This window comes from Pseudomonas guariconensis, assembly GCF_024127895.1.
GTDB lineage: Bacteria > Pseudomonadota > Gammaproteobacteria > Pseudomonadales > Pseudomonadaceae > Aquipseudomonas > Aquipseudomonas guariconensis_B.
In genome coordinates, this window is sequence record NZ_JAMYBK010000022.1 from 16,305 (window position 1) to 37,503 (window position 21,199).

The window sequence follows — 21,199 nt, forward strand, 5'->3', positions numbered from 1 at the left end:
GTTACACGAGCCATACCCTGCGATGCATTTTCTCTGCACCTCCACCGACCTCGCCGAAGGCCACAGCCGCGCCTTCAGCGTAGCTGGCGAACGACTGTTCGGCGTGCGCCGCCAGGGCCGGGTCTATCTCTATCGCAACCGCTGCCCGCACCGGGGCATCGCCCTGAACTGGGATGAAAACGCCTTTCTCGACGACAGCGCCAGCCTGATCCATTGCGCCCATCATGGGGCACTGTTCCTGATCGAGAGCGGCGAATGCGTGGCCGGCCCCTGCGAAGGTGACCGGCTACAAGCCTTGGACTGCCTGGAAGACAGCCAGGGCATCTGGCTCAAGGCGTGAGCAGCACCGGCAGCGGGCGGTCGATGACGATTCGCGAGGCATCCAGGCGTGTGCCATAGGCCAGGACCTCGACACCATCCGCCACCGCGGCGCGCAGGGCCTGGGCGTAGGCGGCGTCGATCTCCTCAGCTGGGCGCACCGCTTCTATCCCGGTGAGGTTCACGCAATACAGCTGCACCGCACGGATACCCTGGCGCGCCAGGGCCGCCAACTCACGCAGGTGCTTGGCACCGCGCTGGGTCACCGCATCGGGGAAGGCGGCGACCGGGGTGTCCGGGTAGCCCAGGGTGACGCTCTTGACCTCCACATAGGCCGGGCCCTCGGCGAACTCCAGGCGAAAATCCACCCGGCTGCCCTCCTCGCCATAGGCCACTTCACGCCTGAGCGCGGTGAACCCGGCCAGTTCGGCGATCAGCCCGGCGCGCAGCGCCTCCTCGACCAGGGCATTGGCCCGGCCGGTGTTGACACAGGCCAGGCGTCCCTGGGGCGTCTCGCTGATCTCCCAGGTGCCCGGCAGCTTGCGCTTGGGGTCGTTGGAGCGGCTGAACCAGACCTGCCCGCCTTCACGCATGCAGTTGAGCATGGAGCCGGTGTTGGGGCAGTGGATGGTCAACTGTTCGCCGTTGGCCAGCTCGATGTCGGCCAGGAAGCGTTTGTAGCGACGCAGCAGGCGCGCCTGTTCGAGTTCGGGAAAGAACAGCATCAGCCTTGCCAGCTCCGCAGGCCACGGGCGATACGCTGCACCGCCTCTTCCAGGCGCGGCAGGCTCTGGGTGTAGGCGAAACGCACATGGTGGCTGGCCTGGTGGCGGCCGAAATCCAGGCCCGGGGTGAATGCCACGTGCTCGGTCTCCAGGAAATGCCGGCAGAAGGCGAAGGCATCGCCGCCGAAGGCACTGATGTCGGCGTACAGGTAGAAAGCGCCCTGGGGCTCCACGGCAATGCCGAAGCCCAGCTCGCGCAGGGCCGGCAGCAGGAAGTCGCGACGGCGGGCGAACTCGGCGCGACGCGCCTCGAGAATCGCCAGGGTCTGCGGCTCGAAGCACGCCAGCGCGGCATGCTGGGCCATGCTCGGGGCACTGATGTAGAGGTTCTGCGCCAGCTTTTCCAGGTCGCCCACCGCAGAGGGTGGCGCCACCAGCCAGCCAAGCCGCCAGCCGGTCATGCCGAAATACTTGGAAAAACTATTCAGGACAAACGCCTGGTCATCCACTTCCAGCACGCTCGGCGCGTCCATGCCATAGGTCAGGCCATGGTAGATCTCGTCCACCACCAGGTGGCCATGGCGTTCGCGGGTGGCCTGGGACAGGCTGGCCAGGGCCTGACGGTCGAGCACCGTACCGGTGGGGTTGGCCGGCGAAGCCACCAGGGCGCCCACGGTGTCCTTGTCCCAGTGGCGCTCGACCAGGTCGGCGGTCAGTTGGTAGTTGACTTCGGGGCCCACCGGTACCAGCTGCGCGCCGCCTTCTACCAGGCGCAGGAAGTGACGATTGCACGGGTAGCCAGGGTCTGCCAGCAGCCAGTGCTTGCCAGGGTCGACCAGCAGGCTGCTGGCCAGCAGCAGAGCACCGGAGCCACCCGGCGTGATGAGAATGCGTTCGGGGTCGAGGTCGACGCCATAGCGCTGACCATAGAAGCCGGCGATCGCCTCGCGCAGCGCCGGCAATCCACGGGCGGCGGTGTAACGGGTATGGCCGGCGGCCAGCGCCGCCTGGCCCGCTGCCACGATGGGCTCGGCGGTGGTGAAGTCCGGCTCGCCGATCTCCAGGTGAATGACATCATGGCCGGCCGCCTGCAACTCGTTGGCACGTGCCAGCAAGGCCATGACGTGGAAGGGTTCGATGGCGCGACTACGCGCACTGTGGGGCTGGGCCATGGGCCTTCTCTCAATTGGGTCTAAACTGTTGATTCTACCCTTGCGCAGCATCGAACGCGCGGCTAGCGCTGCTGTCAATTCCTAGGATCGGGCGGGGTAGCGCACCCCCGATCTATCTGGTAAGTTCGGCGGCTCGCAGTCGCAGGGCCGGCGGTCGCCGGAGATGGAGCAGCCTGCGCATTGGATCAGATGAGTGAGAGGCGGTCTATTCATGTCCACCGTAGAAAAGCAAAAAGCCGGTCAGACCATGTACGGTGTCGAACCCTATAAGGAAACACCGGGCGAGGAGTACATGGGTGAACCCATGCGCAAGCATTTCATCAAGCTCCTGAGCGCCTGGAAGCAAGAGCTGATGACCAGTGTGGATCGGACCGTAGACCACATGAAGGATGAAGCGGCCAACTTCCCCGACCCCGCCGACCGTGCCAGCCAGGAAGAAGAGTTCGCCCTGGAACTGCGCAACCGCGATCGCGAGCGCAAGCTGATCAAGAAGATCGACAAGACCCTGCAGTCCATCCAGGACGAAGAGTACGGCTGGTGCGAGGCCTGCGGCGTCGAAATCGGCCTGCGCCGCCTGGAGGCCCGCCCTACCGCCGACCTGTGCTTCGACTGCAAGGAGCTGGCGGAGAAGAAGGAAAAGCAGGTCGGCAAGGGTTGACCTGATTCCCGACCGAACGGGGCGCTATAGGCGCCCCGTTTCATTTGGTAGCCCTGCAAAAAACCATGAACGACTCCCGCTACATTGGGCGTTTCGCCCCCACCCCCAGTGGCTTCCTGCACTTCGGCTCGCTGGTCGCCGCCCTCGCCTCCTGGCTCGATGCCCGCGCCGCCGCAGGCCGCTGGCTGCTGCGCGTGGAAGACACCGACCCACCGCGGGAGATGCCCGGCGCCCGGGATGCCATCCTGCAAACCCTGGAGCGCTATGGCCTGGAATGGGATGGCGAGGTGGTGTACCAGAGCCTGCGCCACGAAGCCTATGCCGAGGTGGTCGAACGCCTACTGAGCATGGGCCTGGCCTACGCCTGTACCTGTTCGCGCAAGCAGCTCGAAGCTTATGGCGGAGTGTACCCGGGGCTGTGCCGCAACGCGGGCCATGCCCGCGAAGGAGCGGCGATCCGCCTGCGGGTGCCGGAGCTGGTCTACCGCTTCACCGACCGGGTCCAGGGCGATTTCCAACAGCACCTGGGCCGCGACGTGGGCGACTTCGTCATCCAGCGCCGGGATGGGCTCTATGCCTACCAACTGGCAGTGGTGCTGGACGATGCCTGGCAGGGCGTCACCGACATCGTGCGCGGCGCCGACCTGCTGGACAACACCCCACGCCAGCTGTACCTGCAGGAACTGCTGGGATTTTCCCAGCCGCGTTACCTGCACATTCCCTTGATCGTGCAGCCGGACGGGCACAAGCTGGGCAAGTCGTATCGCTCGCCGCCACTGGCGGCCGACCAGGCCACGCCGCTGCTGTTGCGCGCCTTGCGGGCCCTGGGCCAGGTCACGGAGCCGGCGCTGGAAAGCGCCAGCCCCGCCGAAGTGCTGGCGGTGGCGCGCCAGCGCTGGCGCCCCGAGGCCATCGCACGGCAGCGCACCCTGCCAGAGGCCGAGCTGCATTGATGGCCAAGGGGCTCCAGGGATAAGTGGAGAGCGCTTGGAAAAGTCCAACAAATTCAAATTGTTGCCGAGCAAGGCTGAATCCCGCTAGCATCGCCGCAGCCATTTGCGCCAATAATAAGTCCAAGCCCGCAGCGCCCAACCATCGAGGCCAGCATGTACATCTATCGTTTGGTCCTGCTTCTGGTCGTGGGGATCTACCTGTTCTCCCCGGCCATCATGGACTGGTGGATCGAACCGACCGGTGCCTGGTACCGCCCCTACCTGCTCTGGCTGATCCTGATCGTCGTCACCTTCATCCTGCAGAGCCAACGAGATGCCGATGAGCTTTAGCCTGACCCAGATGATCCTGATCAGCGCCGCCTACCTGCTGGTGCTGTTCGGCGTGGCCTGGATCAGCGAACGAGGGCTGATCCCGCGTTCGCTCATCCGCCACCCACTGACCTACACCCTGTCGCTGGGCGTCTATGCCAGTGCCTGGGCGTTCTACGGCTCGGTGGGCCTGGCCTACCAGTACGGCTATGGCTTCCTGGCCTGCTACCTGGGGGTCTCCGGGGCCTTCCTGCTGGCACCGGTGCTGCTCTACCCGATCCTCAAGATCACCCGCACCTACCAGCTCTCGTCGCTGGCCGACCTGCTGGCATTTCGTTTCCGCAGCACCTGGGCCGGTGCGCTGACCACCATCTTCATGCTGGTCGGCGTGCTGCCTCTGCTGGCGCTGCAGATCCAGGCGGTGGCCGACTCGATCAGCATCCTCACCGGCGAGCCGGTGAAGGCCCGGGTGGCCTTCGCCTTCTGTGTGCTGATCATTCTCTTCACCATCTTCTTCGGCTCGCGCCACATCGCCACGCGCGAGAAGCACGAAGGCCTGGTGTTCGCCATCGCCTTCGAATCGGTGATCAAGCTGCTGGCCTTGGGCGGCATCGGCCTGTACGCGCTGTACGGCGTGTTCGGTGGCCCGCACCAGCTGGAAGTCTGGCTGCTGCAGAACCAGACCGCGCTGGCCGCGCTGCACACACCCTTGCAGGAGGGGCCATGGCGCACCCTGCTGCTGGTGTTCTTCGCCTCGGCCATCGTCATGCCGCACATGTACCACATGGCCTTCACCGAGAACCTCAACCCCCGCTCGCTGGTCAGCGCCAGCTGGGGCCTGCCGCTGTTCCTGCTGCTGATGAGCCTGGCCGTGCCGCTGATCCTCTGGGCAGGCCTGCGCCTGGGGGCGAGCACCAACCCGGAGTACTTCACCCTCGGCCTGGGGATCGCCGCCGACAACCAGGCCCTGACCCTGCTGGCTTATGTCGGTGGGCTATCCGCTTCCAGCGGGCTGATCATCGTCACGACCCTGGCCCTCTCGGGCATGGCCCTCAACCACCTGGTGCTGCCGCTCTACCAGCCGCCGGCCGAAGGCAACATCTACCGCTGGCTGAAGTGGACCCGGCGCGCCCTGATCGTCGCCATCATCGCCGCAGGCTTCGTCTTCTACCTGACCCAGAACTACCACCAGAGCCTGGCCAACCTGGGTATCGTCGCCTTCGTCGCCACCTTGCAGTTCCTGCCCGGCGTGCTCTCGGTGCTGTACTGGCCGACCGCCAACCGGCGCGGTTTCATCGCCGGCCTGCTGGCGGGCATCTCGGTGTGGATGGTGACCATGCTGCTGCCCCTGCTGGGCAACCTGCAAGGCTTCTATATCCCGTTGCTGAACATGATCTACGTGCTGGACGACACCAGCTGGCACATGGCGGCGATCGCCTCGCTGGCGGCCAACGTCCTGCTGTTCACCCTGATCTCGCTATTCACCAATGCCAGCAGCGAAGAAGTCAGCGCGGCCGAGGCCTGTGCGGTGGACAACGTGCGCCGCCCCCAGCGCCGCGAACTGCACGCCGCCTCGCCACAGGAGTTCGCCACCCAGCTGGCCAAGCCACTGGGCGCCAAGGCTGCGCAGAAGGAAGTCGAACAGGCCCTGCGCGACCTCTACCTGCCCTTCGACGAGCGTCGCCCCTATGCCCTGCGCCGGCTGCGCGACCGCATCGAGGCCAACCTGTCCGGCCTGATGGGCCCGAGCGTGGCCCAGGACATGGTCGAGACCTTCCTGCCGTACAAGTCCGGCAACGAGAACTACGTCACCGAAGACATTCACTTCATCGAAAGCCGCCTGGAAGACTACCACTCGCGCCTGACCGGCCTTGCCGCCGAACTCGATGCCCTGCGCCGCTACCACCGTCAGACCCTGCAGGAACTGCCCATGGGCGTCTGCTCGCTGGCCAAGGACCAGGAGATCCTGATGTGGAACAAGGCCATGGAGGAGCTGACCGGGGTCGCCGCCAAGCACGTGGTCGGCTCGCGCCTGGTCACCGTCGCGGAGCCCTGGCGCAGCCTGCTGCAGAACTTCATCAACGTGCCCGACGAACACCTGCACAAGCAGCGCCTGGCCCTGGACGGCCAGACCCGCTGGCTCAACCTGCACAAGGCCGCCATCGCCGAACCGCTGTCGCCCGGCAACAGCGGCCTGGTGCTGCTGGTCGAGGACCTCACCGAGACCCAGGCCCTGGAAGACAAGCTGGTGCACTCCGAGCGCCTGGCCAGCATCGGCCGCCTGGCCGCGGGCGTGGCCCACGAGATCGGCAACCCGATCACCGGCATCGCCTGTCTGGCGCAGAACCTGCGCGAGGAGCGCGAGGACGATGGCGAGATCACCGAGCTGTCCAGCCAGATCATCGAGCAGACCAAGCGCGTCTCGCGCATCGTCCAGTCGCTGATGAGCTTCGCCCATGCCGGCGGCAGCCACCAGAACAGCGAGGAGCCGGTGTGCCTGGCCGAGGTGGCGCAGGATGCCATTGGTCTGCTGGCGTTGAACCGGCGCAATTTCGAAGTACAGTTCTTCAACCTCTGCGACCCCGACCACTGGGTCGAGGGCGACCCCCAGCGTCTGGCCCAGGTGCTGATCAACCTGCTCTCCAATGCCCGTGACGCCTCGCCGCCCGGCAGCGCCGTGCGGGTGCGCAGCGAAACGAACGAGCACACCGTCGACCTGATCGTCGAGGACGAGGGCAGCGGGATCCCGAAGAACATCATGGACCGCCTGTTCGAACCTTTCTTCACCACCAAGGACCCGGGCGAAGGCACCGGACTTGGGCTTGCTCTGGTCTATTCCATCGTGGAAGAGCATTATGGGCAAATCACCATCGACAGCCCGGCCGATATCGAACGGCAGCGTGGCACCCGGATCCGCGTGACCCTGCCCCGGCATGTCGTAGCGACGTCCCCTGAAATTCGAGACCGTCGAGAGAATTGAATCAATGCCGCACATTCTGATCGTCGAAGACGAAACCATCATCCGTTCGGCCCTGCGCCGCCTGCTCGAACGCAACCAGTACCAGGTCAGCGAGGCCGGCTCGGTGCAGGAAGCCCAGGAGCGCTTCAGCATTGCCACCTTCGACCTGATCGTCAGCGACCTGCGCCTGCCCGGCGCCCCCGGCACCGAGTTGATCAAGCTCGGCCAGGGCACGCCGGTGCTGATCATGACCAGCTACGCCAGCCTGCGCTCGGCGGTGGACTCGATGAAAATGGGCGCGGTGGACTACATCGCCAAGCCCTTCGACCACGACGAGATGCTCCAGGCCGTGGCGCGCATCCTGCGCGACCGGCAAAACGCCACGGCCGCCCCCACCAGCGCCGAACCACGGGCGAACGGCAAGGCCGCCACGGCCGACAAGGGCAGCGCCGCAGTGGCCAACGGCGAGATCGGCATCATCGGTTCCTGCCCGCCCATGCAAGACCTGTACGGCAAGATCCGCAAGGTCGCGCCCACCGATTCCAATGTACTGATCCAGGGTGAGTCCGGCACCGGCAAGGAACTGGTCGCCCGGGCCCTGCACAACCTGTCGCGGCGGGCCAAGGCACCGATGATCTCGGTGAACTGCGCGGCCATTCCGGAAACCCTGATCGAGTCGGAGCTGTTCGGCCACGAGAAAGGCGCCTTCACCGGCGCCAGCGCCGGCCGTGCGGGCCTGGTGGAAGCGGCCGACGGCGGCACCCTGTTCCTCGACGAGATCGGCGAACTGCCGCTGGAAGCCCAGGCGCGCCTGCTGCGTGTGCTGCAGGAAGGCGAGATCCGCCGAGTCGGCTCGGTGCAGTCGCAGAAGGTCGACGTACGCCTGATCGCCGCGACCCACCGCGACCTGAAGAACCTGGCCAAGGCCGGCCAGTTCCGTGAAGACCTTTATTACCGCCTGCACGTCATCGCCCTGAAACTGCCGGCCCTGCGTGAGCGCGGCAGCGATGTCAACGAGATCGCCAATGCCTTCCTGGCTCGCCAGAGCGCACGCATCGGGCGTGATGACCTGCACTTCTCCAGCGAGGCCGAGCAAGCGATCCGCCACTACGGCTGGCCGGGCAACGTGCGTGAACTGGAGAACGCAGTGGAACGCGCGGTGATCCTCAGCGAGAGCGCGGAAATCTCCGCCGACCTGCTGGGCATCGACATCGAGCTGAGCGACCTGGAGGACGAGGAAGCCTTCGACAGCAGCCCGTCCGCATCCAACGCCAGCGCCAACAACGCCAGCCACGAGCCGACCGAGGACCTCTCGCTGGAAGACTACTTCCAGCACTTCGTCCTCGAACACCAGGACCACATGACCGAGACCGAGCTGGCCCGCAAGCTGGGCGTCAGCCGCAAGTGCCTGTGGGAGCGGCGCCAGCGCCTGGGTATCCCGCGGCGCAAGAGCAACGCTACCAGCGACAACTGATCGCCCTTCCTCTATATAGGCAGGAGAGTGTCCTCCTGCCTCCTCCTTGGGCTCCCCCCATTCGCGGGCAAGCCCGTCATCTGTGATCGACTCGGTCCAGTGGCAGATCTCATTTGGGGCCGCTTCGCGCCCCATCGCCGGCAAGCCGGCTCCCACAGGGGACTGCGGTGTCCATCAATCATGTGGCATACAGACGATTCTATGGGAACCGGCTGGCCGGCGACGGGCTGCAAGGCAGCCCCAAGACTCCCCGGAATCTGTTACCCCACCAACCCAGACGTAACATCCGCCGAGGCGTACGGTAACGAAATGTCTACATTTTTTGCCCGCCGAATCCCCCCCGATGCTGCCAACCCCCCGTTTTCATTGGGTTTTAAAAAGTTGGCACGGCATCTGCTATATCTCTGGCACAAGAACAATAACAAGCACTGCAACCCAGAATAAGAACAAGACGAAACGGCTCACGCACAATAAAAACAAGACGGCGGAGGCGCAGCTAACTGATTCTTTTGGAGAGGAGTTGTGTTTGGGCTTGCCCCACAACCAGGCAGAGAACAACAAAAACTGCACTAAAAAGCAGCGCCTGAACTGGTTGGATCGAACGATCAACATAACATCAGCGACCAAAGCAATCCGTTTGCTCTTCACCCCCGGGTTGGGGGTCGTCCACAAGCTTCGAGATTTGTGGGCAGGGCACTCAACAAAAACAAGAAGCCCAGCAGAAGAACAACAAGAGCACGCAACGACTTCTTGGGGAGCCTCGGCTCCCCATGTCGTTTCTCCCGCCTACAGCCCTTGGCGCACCGCCTACACCATTCCCCGAGTAAATGCTAGAATCCCCGCCCATCATGCGGCCATTCTCCTATTCTTGGCCGAACATTCCTTCAAACAGTGCATCCCATGCTGAAGAAGCTGTTCCAGTCGTTCCGTCCTCCCGTTCGTGGTCAACACCACAGGCGCACCACGCCTGAAGTGATCAACAAGAGCCAGCACTCGCTGCAGCGCAGCCAGTTCAGCCGCCACGCGGTGAGCATCGTCGAGCGCCTGCAGAGCGCCGGCTACCAGGCCTACCTGGTCGGTGGCTGCGTCCGCGACCTGCTGCTGGGCATCACGCCCAAGGACTTCGACGTCGCCACCAGCGCCACCCCCGAGCAGGTGCGCGCCGAGTTTCGCAATGCTCGCATCATCGGTCGCCGCTTCAAGCTGGTCCACGTGCATTTCGGCCGTGAGATCATCGAAGTCGCCACCTTCCGTGCCCATCACACCGAAGAAGACCAGAGCGACAGCCACCGTTCGTCGCACAATGCCAGCGGGCGTATCCTGCGCGACAACGTGTACGGCACCCTGGAAGACGATGCCCAGCGTCGCGACTTCACCATCAACGCCCTGTACTACGACCCGGTCAGCGAGCGCATCCTCGACTATGCCAACGGCGTGCACGATATCCGCAATCGCCTGCTGCGCCTGATCGGCGACCCGACCCAGCGCTACCAGGAAGACCCGGTGCGCATGCTGCGTGCCGTGCGCTTCGCCGCCAAGCTCGACTTCGGCATCGAGAAGCACACCGTGCAACCGATCCGCGAGCTGGCGCCACTGTTGCGCGAGATCCCGCCGGCGCGGCTGTTCGAGGAAAGCCTCAAGCTGTTCCTCTCCGGCCAAGGGGCGATCTCCTTCGAGATGCTGGTCGACCTGCAACTGTTCGACCCGCTGTTCCCGGCCAGCACCCACGCACTGGAAGAACGCCCGACCTACACGCACACCCTGATCAGCCAGGCGCTGAGCAACACCGACCTGCGGGTCAAGCAGGGCAAACCGGTGACTCCGGCGTTCCTGTTCGCCGCCCTGCTCTGGCCGGCCTTGCCAGGCCGCGCCCTGTACCTGCAGAGCCAGGGCGTGCCGCCGATCCCGGCGATGAACGAAGCCGCCCACGACCTGATCGCCGAGCAATGCCAGCGCATCGCCATTCCCAAACGCTTCACCCTGCCGATCCGCGAGATCTGGGACATGCAGGAGCGCCTGCCACGGCGCAGCGGCAAACGTGCCGATGCCATGCTGGACAACCCGCGCTTCCGCGCCGGCTACGACTTCCTGCTGCTGCGTGAAAGCGCCGGTGAGCAGACCGACGACCTCGGCCAGTGGTGGACCGACTACCAGGAAGCCAGCGACAGCGAGCGGCGCGACATGATCCGCGAGCTGGGCAGCCGCGACGAGGGTGCCGCCGCTGCGCCTCGCAAGCGCAAGCGCAGTGGTGCAAAGCGCAAGCGCAGCACTGACGAGACCTGGGACTGAGCATGACGACGCGCGCCTACATCGGCCTGGGCAGCAACCTGGCCGATCCTGCCGAGCAGTTGCGCAGCGCCCTTGGGGCGCTGGACAGCCTCGCCGCTAGCCGCCTGGCGGCGGCGTCCGCCTTCTATGCCAGCGACTCGCTGCTGCCCGGCCAGCCACGCTACACCAATGCCGTGGCCGCCCTGGACACCAGCCTGGAACCGCTGGCCCTGCTCGACGCCCTGCAGGCCATCGAGAACGATCAGGGCCGCGAGCGCAAGGAACGCTGGGGCCCGCGTACCCTCGACCTGGACGTGCTGCTGTACGGCGACCAGGTGATCGACGTACCCCGCCTCAAAGTCCCGCACTACCACATGCAGGCCCGCCCTTTCGTGCTCTACCCGCTGGCCGAGCTGGTACCGGCCGACTTCCGCCTCGCCGACGGCCGGGCCTTGGCGCAACTGCTGGCAGATTGCCCGTTCGTCGGCCTGGAACGCCTGTAGACCGGGCGTTCCCCCTGGCGGTAACGCCAGTAACACCCTGATCGTAACAATGCGGTAACAGGGTGATTGACTTCCCCCCCCTCGCTCACGACTATAGGCGTCCCGTGGCGCCGATGTGCCGCATATCACCTATTTAGGCTCGGACGGACCTGTGCCCCGAACATCACACGCGATGATGTGCCGCTCCGGAAGATGAATACACGCGTTGTACGCAGTCGTTTTTCACAGCGCCTGAACGAGGATTTCCTACATGCCTGAAGTAACCCTGACTACCCTGCACGGCCTCAAGGCCAAGGGTGAGAAAATCACCATGCTGACCTGCTACGACGCGACCTTCGCCAAGATCGCCAGCCAGGCCGGCGTGGAAGTCCTGCTGGTGGGGGACTCCTTGGGGATGGTCCTGCAGGGCCATGACAGCACCCTGCCCGTCACCACCGCCGAGATGGCCTACCACACCGCCAGCGTCAAGCGTGGCAATGACGGTGCGCTGATCCTCGCCGACCTGCCGTTCATGGCCCACGCCACCCCCGAGCAGGCCTTCGCCAACTGCGCCACGCTGATGCAGGCCGGCGCCCACATGATCAAGATCGAAGGCGCTGCCTGGCTGGCCGAGACCATCCGCCTGCTGGCCGAACGCGGCGTGCCGGTGTGCGCGCACATGGGCCTGACCCCACAGACGGTCAACGTGCTCGGTGGCTACAAGGTCCAGGGGCGCCAGGAAGCCCAGGCGCGGCAGATGCGTGCCGATGCCATCGCCCTGGAGCAGGCCGGTGCGGCCATGCTGCTGCTCGAATGCGTGCCCAGCGAGCTGGCCGCAGAAATCACCCAGGCGGTGGGCATCCCGGTGATCGGTATCGGCGCCGGCAGCGCGACCGATGGCCAGGTGCTGGTCATGCATGACATGCTCGGCCTGTCCCTGAGCGGCCGGGTGCCGAAGTTCGTGAAGAACTTCATGGCCGGCCAGGCGGACATCCAGGGCGCCTTCGCCGCCTATGTCGCAGCGGTCAAGGACGTCAGCTTCCCAGGCAGCGAACACGGGTTCAGCGCATGAACACAGTCAAGACCGTCCGAGAATTGCGCGCCGCCGTAGCGCGTGCCCGCGGCGAGGGCAAGCGCATCGGCTTCGTACCGACCATGGGCAACCTGCACAGCGGCCACGCCGCCCTGGTGACCAAGGCCGCCCAGCGCGCCGACTTCGTGGTCGCCAGCATCTTCGTCAACCCGCTGCAATTCGGCGCGGGCGAAGACCTCGACAAGTACCCGCGCACCCTCGCCGCCGACCAGGAGCGCCTGCTCCAGGCCGGTTGCCACCTGCTGTTCGCGCCTGGCGTCGAGGAGATGTACCCCGACGGCATGGCCGTGCAGACCCGGGTCAGCGTGCCGCAACTCTCCGAAGGCTTGTGCGGTGCCAGCCGCCCCGGGCACTTCGAGGGCGTGGCGACGGTGGTCAACAAGCTGTTCAACATGGTCCAGCCCGACCTGGCCGTGTTCGGCGAGAAGGACTTCCAGCAACTGGCGGTGATCCGCGCCATGGTGCGCGACCTGAACATGCCGATCCAGATCATCGGCGAGCCCACCGTACGTGCCGAGGACGGCCTGGCATTGTCGTCGCGCAACGGTTACCTGACCCCGGAACAGCGGGCCACGGCGCCTGCCCTGTACCGCGTGCTGAGCGAACTGGGCGAGGCCCTTCGACGCGGGCGGCGCGACTACCCGGCGCTGCTCGCCGAAGGCCAGGCACAACTGGTGGCCGCGGGCTTGCGCCCGGACTACCTGGAAGTGCGCCACGCCCTGACCCTGCGCCCGGCCATGCTGGACGATCGCGACCTGGTGATCCTGGCAGCGGCCTACCTGGGCACGACCCGCTTGATCGACAACCTGTACGTGCATCTGGACGAAAAGACCGCGTAATCCTCGCAGCCCCTCGCGACACAAGGCCGCTCCCCCAGGCAACCCAGTTCGGTGTCTGTGGGAGCGGCCTTGTGTCGCGAAAGGGGCGCACAGTGCCCCAGCTCCTCTCCCCCATTCCCCCCAAGCCGCCAATGCCTATAATGATGGCCACCCTGCAACTGGCAGCAACTGCCAGTGTCCAAGGCCAGACCACGCACCAAGGAAAACATCCGCAATGGCGTATTACCGTACCCCCCACGATGTGACGGCGCTGCCCGCCTGGCAGGCGCTCCAGCAACACCGCGACGCCATGCAGGGCTTCAGCATGCGCGAAGCCTTCGCCGCCGACGCCAAGCGCTTCGAACAATTCTCCCTGAGCAGCTGTGGCCTGTTCCTCGACTACTCGAAGAACCTGATCACCGAACAGACCCGCGACCTGCTGGTGAACCTGGCCAACGAGGTGGGCCTTGCGCACGCCATCAGGTCGATGTTCGACGGCGAGATCATCAACGCATCGGAAGGTCGCCCAGTGCTGCACACCGCCCTGCGCCGCCCGGTGGGCGACAAGCTCAGCGTGAATGGCGTCAACGTGATGCCGGAAGTGCACAAGGTACTCAACCAGATCACCGAGCTGGTCGGCCGCATCCATGACGGCCTGTGGCGTGGCTACAGCGAAAAGCCGATCACCGATGTGGTGAACATCGGCATCGGCGGCTCGTTCCTGGGCCCCGAGCTGGTTTCCGAGGCCCTGCTGCCGTACGCCCAGCGTGGCGTGCGCTGCCACTACCTGGCGAACATCGACGGCAGCGAATTCCATGAACTGTCGGCCAACCTGCGCGCCGAGACCACCCTGTTCATCGTCTCGTCGAAATCGTTCAACACCCTGGAAACCCTGAAGAACGCCACCGCCGCGCGTACCTGGTACCTGGCCCAGGGCGGCTCGGAAGCCGAGCTGTACCGCCACTTCATCGCCGTCTCGAGCAACAAGGCCGCCGCCGTGGCCTTCGGCATCCGCGAAGAGAACATCTTCCCCATGTGGGACTGGGTAGGCGGGCGCTACTCGCTGTGGTCGGCCATCGGCCTGCCGATCGCCCTGGCCATCGGCACAGCCAACTTCAAGGAACTGCTGTCGGGTGCCTACACCATGGACCAGCACTTCCAGACCGCGCCGTTCGCCAGCAACATGCCGGTGCTGCTGGCCCTGCTGGGCGTGTGGTACGGCAATTTCTGGGGTGCCCAGAGCCACGCGATCCTGCCGTACGACCACTACCTGCGCAACATCACCAAGCACCTGCAGCAATTGGACATGGAGTCCAACGGCAAGAGCGTGCTGCAAGATGGCAGGCCCGTGAAGACCGACACCGGCCCGGTGATCTGGGGCGGTGTCGGCTGCAACGGCCAGCATGCCTACCACCAGTTGCTGCACCAGGGCACCCAACTGATCCCAGCGGACTTCATCGTCCCGGTGGTGAGCTTCAACCCGGTGGCCGACCATCACCAATGGCTGTATGCCAACTGCCTGTCCCAGAGCCAGGCCCTGATGCTGGGCAAGACCCGCGCCGAAGCAGAGGCCGAGCTGCGTGCCAAGGGGCTCAACGATGCAGACATCGAGAAGCTGGCGCCGCACAAGGTGATCCCGGGCAATCGCCCGAGCAATACCCTGGTGGTCGAACGCATCAGCCCACGCCGTCTCGGCGCGCTGGTGGCGATGTATGAGCACAAGGTGTTCGTGCAGAGCGTCATCTGGGGCATCAACGCCTTCGACCAGTGGGGCGTGGAACTGGGCAAAGAGCTGGGCAAGGGGGTCTACCAGCGCCTGGTCGGCAGCCTGGAAGACAGTGCCGAAGATGGCTCGACCCAGGGGCTGATCAACTACTTCCGCGGTCGTCACCGCGGCTGATCGTCCCTTCCCTGGGCCCCAACTGCCAGTTGGGGCCCATCAACCCAGGAACGTCTCCTATAGCTACACTGTCCAATCGAATAGCCGTTGCACCTCATCCTGCCGGCGATCGAGTCATTGCCTTGCCCGCCGGCATGTCGTGCAGTCCATCGCCCCGACAAGAGCAGGACAACCCGCCATGTTCGATATCCGCGATTATCCCCAGGCCCAGGCCGTCAGCCAGTCCGCCCAGCTCACCCCCGAAGAATACCGTCGCCTGTACCGCCAGTCGGTGGAGGATCCCGATACCTTCTGGGCCGAACAGGCCAAGCGCCTGGACTGGATCAAGCCCTGGTCGACTGTACAGCAGTGCGACCTCAGGACTGGCGCTGCGCGCTGGTTCGATGGAGGGCAGCTGAACGTCAGCCATAACTGCATCGACCGTCACCTGGCCACACGCGGCGAGCAGACCGCCCTGCTCTGGGAGGGCGACGAGCCGAACGACTCCAGGGCCATCAGCTACCGCGAGCTGCACCGCCAGGTCTGCCGCCTGGCCAACGCGCTCAAGGCGCGCGGGGTCGGCAAAGGCGACCGGGTGTGCATCTACATGCCGATGATCCCCGAAGCCGCCTATGCCATGCTCGCCTGCGCGCGCATCGGCGCCATCCATTCGGTGGTGTTCGGTGGCTTCTCGCCCGATGCCCTGCGCGATCGCATCCTCGATGCCGACTGCCGTACCGTCATCACCGCCGACGAAGGCATCCGTGGCGGCAAGCGCATCCCGCTCAAGCAGAACGTGGACAAGGCCCTGGCCAGTTGTCCCGACGTCAGCAGCGTGCTGGTGGTGCGCCGTACCGGCGCCGAGGTGGCCTGGAGCGAGGGCCGCGACCTCTGGTACCACGAGGCCACGGAAAAGGCCGGCGACGACTGCCCGCCCGAAGCCATGGCGGCCGAAGACCCGCTGTTCATCCTCTACACCTCCGGCAGCACCGGCAAACCCAAGGGCGTGCTGCACACTACCGCCGGCTACCTGCTGCAGGCCACCCTGACCTTCCAGGTGGTGTTCGACTACCGCGACGGCGAGGTGTTCTGGTGCACCGCCGACGTCGGTTGGGTCACCGGCCACAGCTACATCGTCTACGGCCCGCTGGCCAACGGGGCGATCTCGCTGATGTTCGAAGGCGTGCCGAACTACCCGGACAGCTCGCGTTTCTGGCAGGTGGTGGACAAGCACCAGGTCAACATCTTCTATACCGCGCCCACCGCCTTGCGCGCTCTGATGCGCGAAGGCACAGGTCCCTTGCAGGGCACCTCGCGGCAGAGCCTGCGCCTGCTCGGCAGCGTGGGCGAACCGATCAACCCCGAAGCCTGGGAATGGTACTTCGAGGAGGTCGGGCTCAAGCGCTGCCCGATCGTCGACACCTGGTGGCAGACCGAAACCGGCGGCATCATGCTCAGCCCGCTGCCGGGCAACCGGCAGCTCAAGCCAGGCTGCGCCACCCAGCCGCTGTTCGGCGTGCAACCGGTGCTGCTGGACGACAAAGGCACGCTCATCGAAGGCCCCGGCGCCGGCCTGCTGGCGATCAAGGCCAGTTGGCCCGGGCAGATCCGCAGCGTCTACGGCGACCACCAGCGCATGGTCGACACCTACTTCAAACCCATGCCCGGTTATTACTTCACCGGCGACGGCGCTCGCCGCGACGCCGATGGCGACTACTGGATCACCGGGCGCGTCGACGATGTGATCAACGTCTCCGGCCACCGTATCGGCACCGCCGAGGTGGAAAGCGCCCTGGTGCTGCACGACAGCATCGCCGAAGCCGCGGTGGTCGGCTACCCACACGACTTGAAGGGGCAAGGCATCTACGCCTTCGTCACGCCCATGAACGGCGTCACCCCGGACGACACGCTCAAGGCCGAACTGCTGGCCCTGGTCAGCAAGGAGATCGGCAGTTTCGCCAAGCCAGAGCTGATCCAGTGGGCCCCGGCCCTGCCCAAGACCCGCTCGGGCAAGATCATGCGGCGTATACTGCGCAAGATCGCCTGCAACGAGCTGGACAACCTCGGCGATACCTCGACCCTGGCCGACCCGAGCGTCGTGCAGGGGTTGATCGACAAACGCTTGAATCAATGACGGCAGCTCCATGGCGGGCTGCCTTTTACAGCAGGTCACCATGGAAACCTTACGCCGCCGTATCGAAACCCAGGTCATGAGCCTTACCGGGCTGGCCCTCGGCCAGCTCGACCTGGAGTCGCCCAAGGGCGATCCGGGGTTGTTCGGCCCACAGAGCATCAGTTGGCAGGTGCACGGCGACTTTCCCAGCATGCTGGTCGGTGGCATCAGCGCCCTGATGCTGCAGTTGCTGCACCCCCTGGCCCTGGCCGGGGTCTGGGACCACTCCAACTTCCGCCAGGACCTGCTCGGCCGCCTGCGCCGCACCAGCCAGTTCATCTCCGGCACCACCTTCGGCTCGACCCGCGACGCCGAATGGCTGATCGACAAGGTCCGCACCATCCATCTCCAAGTGGTCGGTACCGCGCCCGATGGCCGCTCCTACGCCGCCAGCGACCCTGACCTGCTGACCTGGGTCCACGTCGCCGAGGTCAGCAGTTTCCTCGCCGCCCACCTGCGTTACCGCAACCCCAACCTCTCACTCGCCGACCAGGACAGCTACTACGACGAGATCGCCCTGATCGCCGAACGCTTGGGGGCACGCGACGTACCGCGCTCCTGTCGCCAGGTGGATGATTACCTGCGACGCATGCGCCCACAGTTGCAGTGCGATGCGCGCAGTCATGAAGTGATGAAGATCCTGCTCGAAGCGCCCGCGCCCAGCCGCCTGGCCGAACCGGTGGGCAAGCTGATGCTGCGTGCCGGCATCGACCTGCTGCCGGACTGGGCCCGTGAAATGCTCGACCTGCACCAGGGCCCCTTGCAGCGCCGCATGATCCGCCTGGGCATCGAACGTACCGCGCCAGTGCTGCGCTGGGCCATGCGCGACGGTTCGGCGCACCGTGCCAGGCGGCGCATGGGCATCGAGTGAGCTATTCTGCTCGTTTCATTGGAACCGTTTTAACGTGCCATACTCCAAGGCACCCCTGCTCCAGATAGATGACGCCATACATGCCCAAAGGATTGACACGCGCCCTCGGCGCCTTGCTGGCCATCGTAGCCTTGTACAGCCTGCTCGGCTTTTTCATTCTTCCCGGCGTCGGCCTGCGTATCGCCAACCAGCAGTTGGCCCAGTACGCCACGGTGCCGGCGCACTTGCAGCGCATCGAGCTCAACCCGTTCAGCCTCGAACTCACCCTCCACGGGCTGCAGATCGGCGAGCCCGGCAAGGAACAGGTGGGCTTCGAACGCCTGTATGCGAATCTTTCGCTCGACAGCCTGTGGACCGGAGCCCTGCACCTGGAGGCGGTCGAACTGGACAAGCCGCGCAGCGAGGTGCTGTTCGCCAAGGACGGTACCCTCAACCTGACCCAGCTGTTCAAGCTGCCGCCCAGCGAACCCGAGCCGCAGGAGCCGGCAGGCGACCCGTTTCCGCTGCGCATCGGCAGCATCAAGCTCAGCGAAGGCTACCTGCACTTCCAGGACCTGCGCCCGAGCGAGCCCATCGAGTTCCTCTACGACTCCATGAACCTGGAGCTGAAGAACCTCAGCACCCTGCCGGACGACAACGCCGACATGAGCCTGGTGGCCAACGGCCCGAACGGCGGCCGTATCGACTGGAGCGGCACCCTGAGCCTGGCGCCCATCGCCTCGGAAGGCACCCTCAAGGTCACCGAAGGCAAGATGAAGGCCTTCTGGCCCTACGTGCGCGACGCCGTGCCCCTGGTGCTGGAGGACGGCGTGGTGAGCCTCGATACCCACTACAAACTCAACCTGGCCAAGGAAACCGAGCTGTTGCTGGACAAGACCTCGGTACGCATCGCGCCGTTCGCCATCAAGGCCCCGGACGGTCGCCCACTGGCGCGCCTGGCCACGCTGGAGGTGAGCGAGACGTCCATCGACCTGGCCAAGCAATTGGTCACCGTCGGCAAGGTGCGCAGCGAAAAACTCGAAACCTGGGCCGCGCTGGAAGCCGACGGCCAGCTCGACTGGCAGAAGCTGTTCGCCAGCCAACCGGCCAAGGCCACCCCACAGGAAAAGACCGAACCGGCCGCCGCCGAGCCCAGCCCCGAGGAAAATGCCGCGAAAGCCCCTGCCAAGCCCTGGCAGGTGCTGCTCAAGGACGTGCAACTGCGCAACTACCTGGTGCACCTGGCCGACCGTAGCCAGAAGGAACCCGTGGCGCTGGACGTCGGCCCGCTCAACCTCGACGTGCAGGGCTTCGACAGCCTCAACCAGTCACCCTTCACCCTCAAGCTCGACACCGGCGTCGGCAAGCAGGGCAAGCTGCAGGCCGCGGGGCAGGTGAACCTGGACCCGGTCACCGCCAAGCTCGACGTCAGCACCCGCGACATCGACCTGCGCGTGGCCCAGGCCTACATCAGCCCGTTCATCCGCCTGGAGCTGCGCAGCGGCATGCTCGCCAGCGACCTGAAGGTCGATCTCAAGAGCACCGAGCCACTGGCCTTCAGCGTTGGCGGCAAGGCCCAGGTCAGCCAGTTGCACACCCTCGATACCCTCAAGGACCGGGACTTCGTCAAATGGCAGCGGCTGGACCTCGACGGCCTGTCCTATGTCCACGGCGATGCCCTGTCGATCGACAAGGTGAGCCTGCTGCAGCCCTATGCGCGCTTCATCATCAACGAGGATCGCACCACCAACGTCGACGACCTGCTGATCCCGCAACCGGCCAGCCCCGCGTCCGCTCCCAGCCAAGCCAGTGCCAGCGCCGAGAAACCGCTGGGCATCCGCATCGGCGGGATCGACATCGACGACGGCTCGGCGAACTTCGCCGACCTGACCCTGCGGCCCCACTTCGCCACGGCGATCCAGCAGCTCAACGGCCAGATCGGCACCATCGACAACCGCAAGCCGGCACCGGCGAAGGTGGACGTCAAGGGCAAGGTCGACCGCTACGCCCCGGTGACCATCAAAGGTGCGCTCAACCCGTTCAACCCGCTGGCCAGCCTGGATATCGCGACCAGCTTCAAGCGCGTCGAGCTGACCACCTTGACACCCTACTCCGGCAAGTTCGCGGGCTTTCGCATTCGCAAGGGCCGGCTCAACCTCGACCTGCACTACCTGATCACCAATGGCCAGCTCAAGGCCGAGAACAAGGTGGTGGTCGAGCAATTGCAGTTGGGGGAGAAAGTCGACAGCCCGGACGCCGTGGACTTGCCGATCCGCCTTGCGGTGGCCTTGCTCAAGGACACCGAGGGCAAGATCTCCATCGAGCTGCCGGTGTCCGGCGACCTGAACAACCCTGAGTTCAGCGTCATGCCGATCGTCTGGCAAACCTTGCGCAACCTGGTCCTACGCGCGGCTCAGGCGCCGTTCAAGTTCATCGGCGGGCTGGTCGCCGGAGGGGGAGCGGAGGACCTCGGCACCGTAGCCTTCACGGCCGGCTCCAGCGAACTGAGCGGCGACGCCCAATCGGCCTTGGACAAGCTGGCCGCCGCCCTCAAGGAGCGGCCGGAACTGCGCCTGGAGATCGAGGGAACCAGCGCCCAGAGCAGCGATGGCCCGTTGATTGCCCAGGAGCGCCTGGAGCGCGAATACCAGGCCATCTGGTACAAGATCCTGCAGCGACGCGGTGACAAGGTACCGGCCAACGCCTCCCTGTTGGAAGTCGACGAGGATGACAAGCCCGCCATGCTCGAAGGCATCTACCGCACCCGCCTCAAGCAGCAGCCACCTGCCGAATGGCAGGAGCTGAGCCGCGACGAGCGCACCACCAAGTTGCGTGAAGCAGTGATCAAATCCTGGGCCGAGAACGCCGCACTGTTGCGTCAGTTGGGCCAGGCCCGAGCCGCTAGCATCAAGGACTACCTGGTGGACAAGGGCCAACTGGAAGACGACCGGGTGTACTTCCTCGATACCACGCTCGGCCAGGCCGAGGCCGATGGCCGGGTGATCACGCCCATGCACCTGGACGCCGAGTAAGCCAGACGCGTCAATCTGGGGCGCCTCGCGCCCCAA

The 21,199-nt window shown here is 65.4% G+C and carries 17 protein-coding genes; 15 read left to right on the forward strand and 2 right to left on the reverse strand.

Going from position 1 to position 21,199, the window contains the following annotated elements; translation table 11 throughout:
* The first annotated feature begins 22 nt into the window (after positions 1–22).
* Positions 23–340 (forward strand): Rieske (2Fe-2S) protein, encoded by a 318-nt coding sequence (locus NJF35_RS19495; protein ID WP_225790232.1) that lies wholly within the window; start codon positions 23–25, stop codon positions 338–340.
* Here NJF35_RS19495 and sfsA read toward each other — a convergent pair.
* Both sfsA and NJF35_RS19505 read right to left on the reverse strand, forming a co-directional pair.
* Complete coding sequence (gene sfsA, locus NJF35_RS19500; protein ID WP_225790233.1) at positions 330–1,043, reverse strand: DNA/RNA nuclease SfsA; 714 nt, start codon at positions 1,041–1,043, stop codon at positions 330–332. The genes NJF35_RS19495 and sfsA overlap by 11 nt on opposite strands.
* On the reverse strand, positions 1,043–2,215 hold the full coding sequence (locus NJF35_RS19505) for a pyridoxal phosphate-dependent aminotransferase (protein ID WP_225790234.1): 1,173 nt from the start codon (positions 2,213–2,215) through the stop codon (positions 1,043–1,045). The genes sfsA and NJF35_RS19505 overlap by 1 nt, the downstream gene beginning before the upstream one ends.
* A gap of 211 nt (positions 2,216–2,426) precedes the next feature.
* Here NJF35_RS19505 and dksA point away from each other — a divergent pair, with 211 nt between their 5' ends.
* The 14 genes from dksA (at position 2,427) to NJF35_RS19575 (ending at position 21,163) form a co-directional block, all read left to right on the forward strand.
* Complete coding sequence (gene dksA, locus NJF35_RS19510) at positions 2,427–2,873, forward strand: RNA polymerase-binding protein DksA (protein WP_225790235.1); 447 nt, start codon at positions 2,427–2,429, stop codon at positions 2,871–2,873.
* A 65-nt stretch (positions 2,874–2,938) separates the two neighbouring features.
* Complete coding sequence (gene gluQRS, locus NJF35_RS19515) at positions 2,939–3,826, forward strand: tRNA glutamyl-Q(34) synthetase GluQRS (protein ID WP_225790236.1); 888 nt, start codon at positions 2,939–2,941, stop codon at positions 3,824–3,826.
* Positions 3,827–3,979: 153 nt separating this feature from the next.
* Positions 3,980–4,156 carry a hypothetical protein gene (locus tag NJF35_RS19520; RefSeq protein ID WP_003250005.1) on the forward strand — a complete coding sequence of 59 codons (177 nt, stop codon included), beginning with the start codon at positions 3,980–3,982 and terminating at the stop codon, positions 4,154–4,156.
* Entirely contained in the window at positions 4,140–7,115 is a 2,976-nt protein-coding gene (locus tag NJF35_RS19525) for a sensor histidine kinase (RefSeq protein ID WP_225790237.1), read from the forward strand. Before NJF35_RS19520 ends, NJF35_RS19525 begins: the two co-directional genes overlap by 17 nt.
* A gap of 4 nt (positions 7,116–7,119) precedes the next feature.
* Positions 7,120–8,568, forward strand: coding sequence for a sigma-54-dependent transcriptional regulator (locus tag NJF35_RS19530; RefSeq protein ID WP_253091391.1), 1,449 nt, complete (start codon positions 7,120–7,122; stop codon positions 8,566–8,568).
* Positions 8,569–8,911: 343 nt separating this feature from the next.
* Positions 8,912–9,475: a hypothetical protein gene (locus NJF35_RS19535; RefSeq protein ID WP_253091392.1), complete on the forward strand. Its 564-nt coding sequence runs from the start codon at positions 8,912–8,914 to the stop codon at positions 9,473–9,475.
* Positions 9,469–10,857 carry a polynucleotide adenylyltransferase PcnB gene (locus NJF35_RS19540; protein ID WP_253091393.1) on the forward strand — a complete coding sequence of 463 codons (1,389 nt, stop codon included), beginning with the start codon at positions 9,469–9,471 and terminating at the stop codon, positions 10,855–10,857. Before NJF35_RS19535 ends, NJF35_RS19540 begins: the two co-directional genes overlap by 7 nt.
* 2 nt (positions 10,858–10,859) lie before the next feature.
* Positions 10,860–11,339: a 2-amino-4-hydroxy-6-hydroxymethyldihydropteridine diphosphokinase gene (gene folK / locus NJF35_RS19545; RefSeq protein WP_253080738.1), complete on the forward strand. Its 480-nt coding sequence runs from the start codon at positions 10,860–10,862 to the stop codon at positions 11,337–11,339.
* A gap of 250 nt (positions 11,340–11,589) precedes the next feature.
* On the forward strand, positions 11,590–12,390 hold the full coding sequence (gene panB / locus NJF35_RS19550) for a 3-methyl-2-oxobutanoate hydroxymethyltransferase (protein ID WP_225790241.1): 801 nt from the start codon (positions 11,590–11,592) through the stop codon (positions 12,388–12,390).
* Positions 12,387–13,250, forward strand: coding sequence for a pantoate--beta-alanine ligase (gene panC, locus NJF35_RS19555; protein ID WP_253091394.1), 864 nt, complete (start codon positions 12,387–12,389; stop codon positions 13,248–13,250). The genes panB and panC overlap by 4 nt, the downstream gene beginning before the upstream one ends.
* A gap of 214 nt (positions 13,251–13,464) precedes the next feature.
* Complete coding sequence (pgi, locus tag NJF35_RS19560) at positions 13,465–15,129, forward strand: glucose-6-phosphate isomerase (RefSeq protein WP_225790243.1); 1,665 nt, start codon at positions 13,465–13,467, stop codon at positions 15,127–15,129.
* A gap of 178 nt (positions 15,130–15,307) precedes the next feature.
* Positions 15,308–17,242 carry an acetate--CoA ligase gene (gene acs / locus NJF35_RS19565; protein ID WP_225790244.1) on the forward strand — a complete coding sequence of 645 codons (1,935 nt, stop codon included), beginning with the start codon at positions 15,308–15,310 and terminating at the stop codon, positions 17,240–17,242.
* Positions 17,243–17,282: 40 nt separating this feature from the next.
* Positions 17,283–18,152, forward strand: coding sequence for an oxygenase MpaB family protein (locus NJF35_RS19570; protein ID WP_225790245.1), 870 nt, complete (start codon positions 17,283–17,285; stop codon positions 18,150–18,152).
* An 80-nt stretch (positions 18,153–18,232) separates the two neighbouring features.
* The gene (locus NJF35_RS19575) at positions 18,233–21,163 is read left to right on the forward strand and encodes a DUF748 domain-containing protein (protein ID WP_253080736.1); all 2,931 of its coding nucleotides are present in this window, start codon (positions 18,233–18,235) and stop codon (positions 21,161–21,163) included.
* The last annotated feature ends 36 nt before the right edge of the window (positions 21,164–21,199 follow it).

Excerpts from the sequence above, each read along its gene's own strand:
- sfsA (WP_225790233.1), bottom strand. The coding sequence starts at position 1,043 with ATGCTGTTCTTTCCCGAACTCGAACAGGCGCGCCTGCTGCGTCGCTAC.
- NJF35_RS19495 (WP_225790232.1), top strand. The coding sequence starts at position 23 with ATGCATTTTCTCTGCACCTCCACCGACCTCGCCGAAGGCCACAGCCGC.
- NJF35_RS19505 (WP_225790234.1), bottom strand. The coding sequence starts at position 2,215 with ATGGCCCAGCCCCACAGTGCGCGTAGTCGCGCCATCGAACCCTTCCAC.
- acs (WP_225790244.1), top strand. The coding sequence starts at position 15,308 with ATGTTCGATATCCGCGATTATCCCCAGGCCCAGGCCGTCAGCCAGTCC.
- pgi (WP_225790243.1), top strand. The coding sequence starts at position 13,465 with ATGGCGTATTACCGTACCCCCCACGATGTGACGGCGCTGCCCGCCTGG.
- NJF35_RS19570 (WP_225790245.1), top strand. The coding sequence starts at position 17,283 with ATGGAAACCTTACGCCGCCGTATCGAAACCCAGGTCATGAGCCTTACC.
- gluQRS (WP_225790236.1), top strand. The coding sequence starts at position 2,939 with ATGAACGACTCCCGCTACATTGGGCGTTTCGCCCCCACCCCCAGTGGC.
- NJF35_RS19540 (WP_253091393.1), top strand. The coding sequence starts at position 9,469 with ATGCTGAAGAAGCTGTTCCAGTCGTTCCGTCCTCCCGTTCGTGGTCAA.
- NJF35_RS19530 (WP_253091391.1), top strand. The coding sequence starts at position 7,120 with ATGCCGCACATTCTGATCGTCGAAGACGAAACCATCATCCGTTCGGCC.
- folK (WP_253080738.1), top strand. The coding sequence starts at position 10,860 with ATGACGACGCGCGCCTACATCGGCCTGGGCAGCAACCTGGCCGATCCT.
- dksA (WP_225790235.1), top strand. The coding sequence starts at position 2,427 with ATGTCCACCGTAGAAAAGCAAAAAGCCGGTCAGACCATGTACGGTGTC.
- NJF35_RS19520 (WP_003250005.1), top strand. The coding sequence starts at position 3,980 with ATGTACATCTATCGTTTGGTCCTGCTTCTGGTCGTGGGGATCTACCTG.
- NJF35_RS19525 (WP_225790237.1), top strand. The coding sequence starts at position 4,140 with ATGCCGATGAGCTTTAGCCTGACCCAGATGATCCTGATCAGCGCCGCC.
- panC (WP_253091394.1), top strand. The coding sequence starts at position 12,387 with ATGAACACAGTCAAGACCGTCCGAGAATTGCGCGCCGCCGTAGCGCGT.
- panB (WP_225790241.1), top strand. The coding sequence starts at position 11,590 with ATGCCTGAAGTAACCCTGACTACCCTGCACGGCCTCAAGGCCAAGGGT.
- NJF35_RS19575 (WP_253080736.1), top strand. The coding sequence starts at position 18,233 with ATGCCCAAAGGATTGACACGCGCCCTCGGCGCCTTGCTGGCCATCGTA.
- NJF35_RS19535 (WP_253091392.1), top strand. The coding sequence starts at position 8,912 with ATGCTGCCAACCCCCCGTTTTCATTGGGTTTTAAAAAGTTGGCACGGC.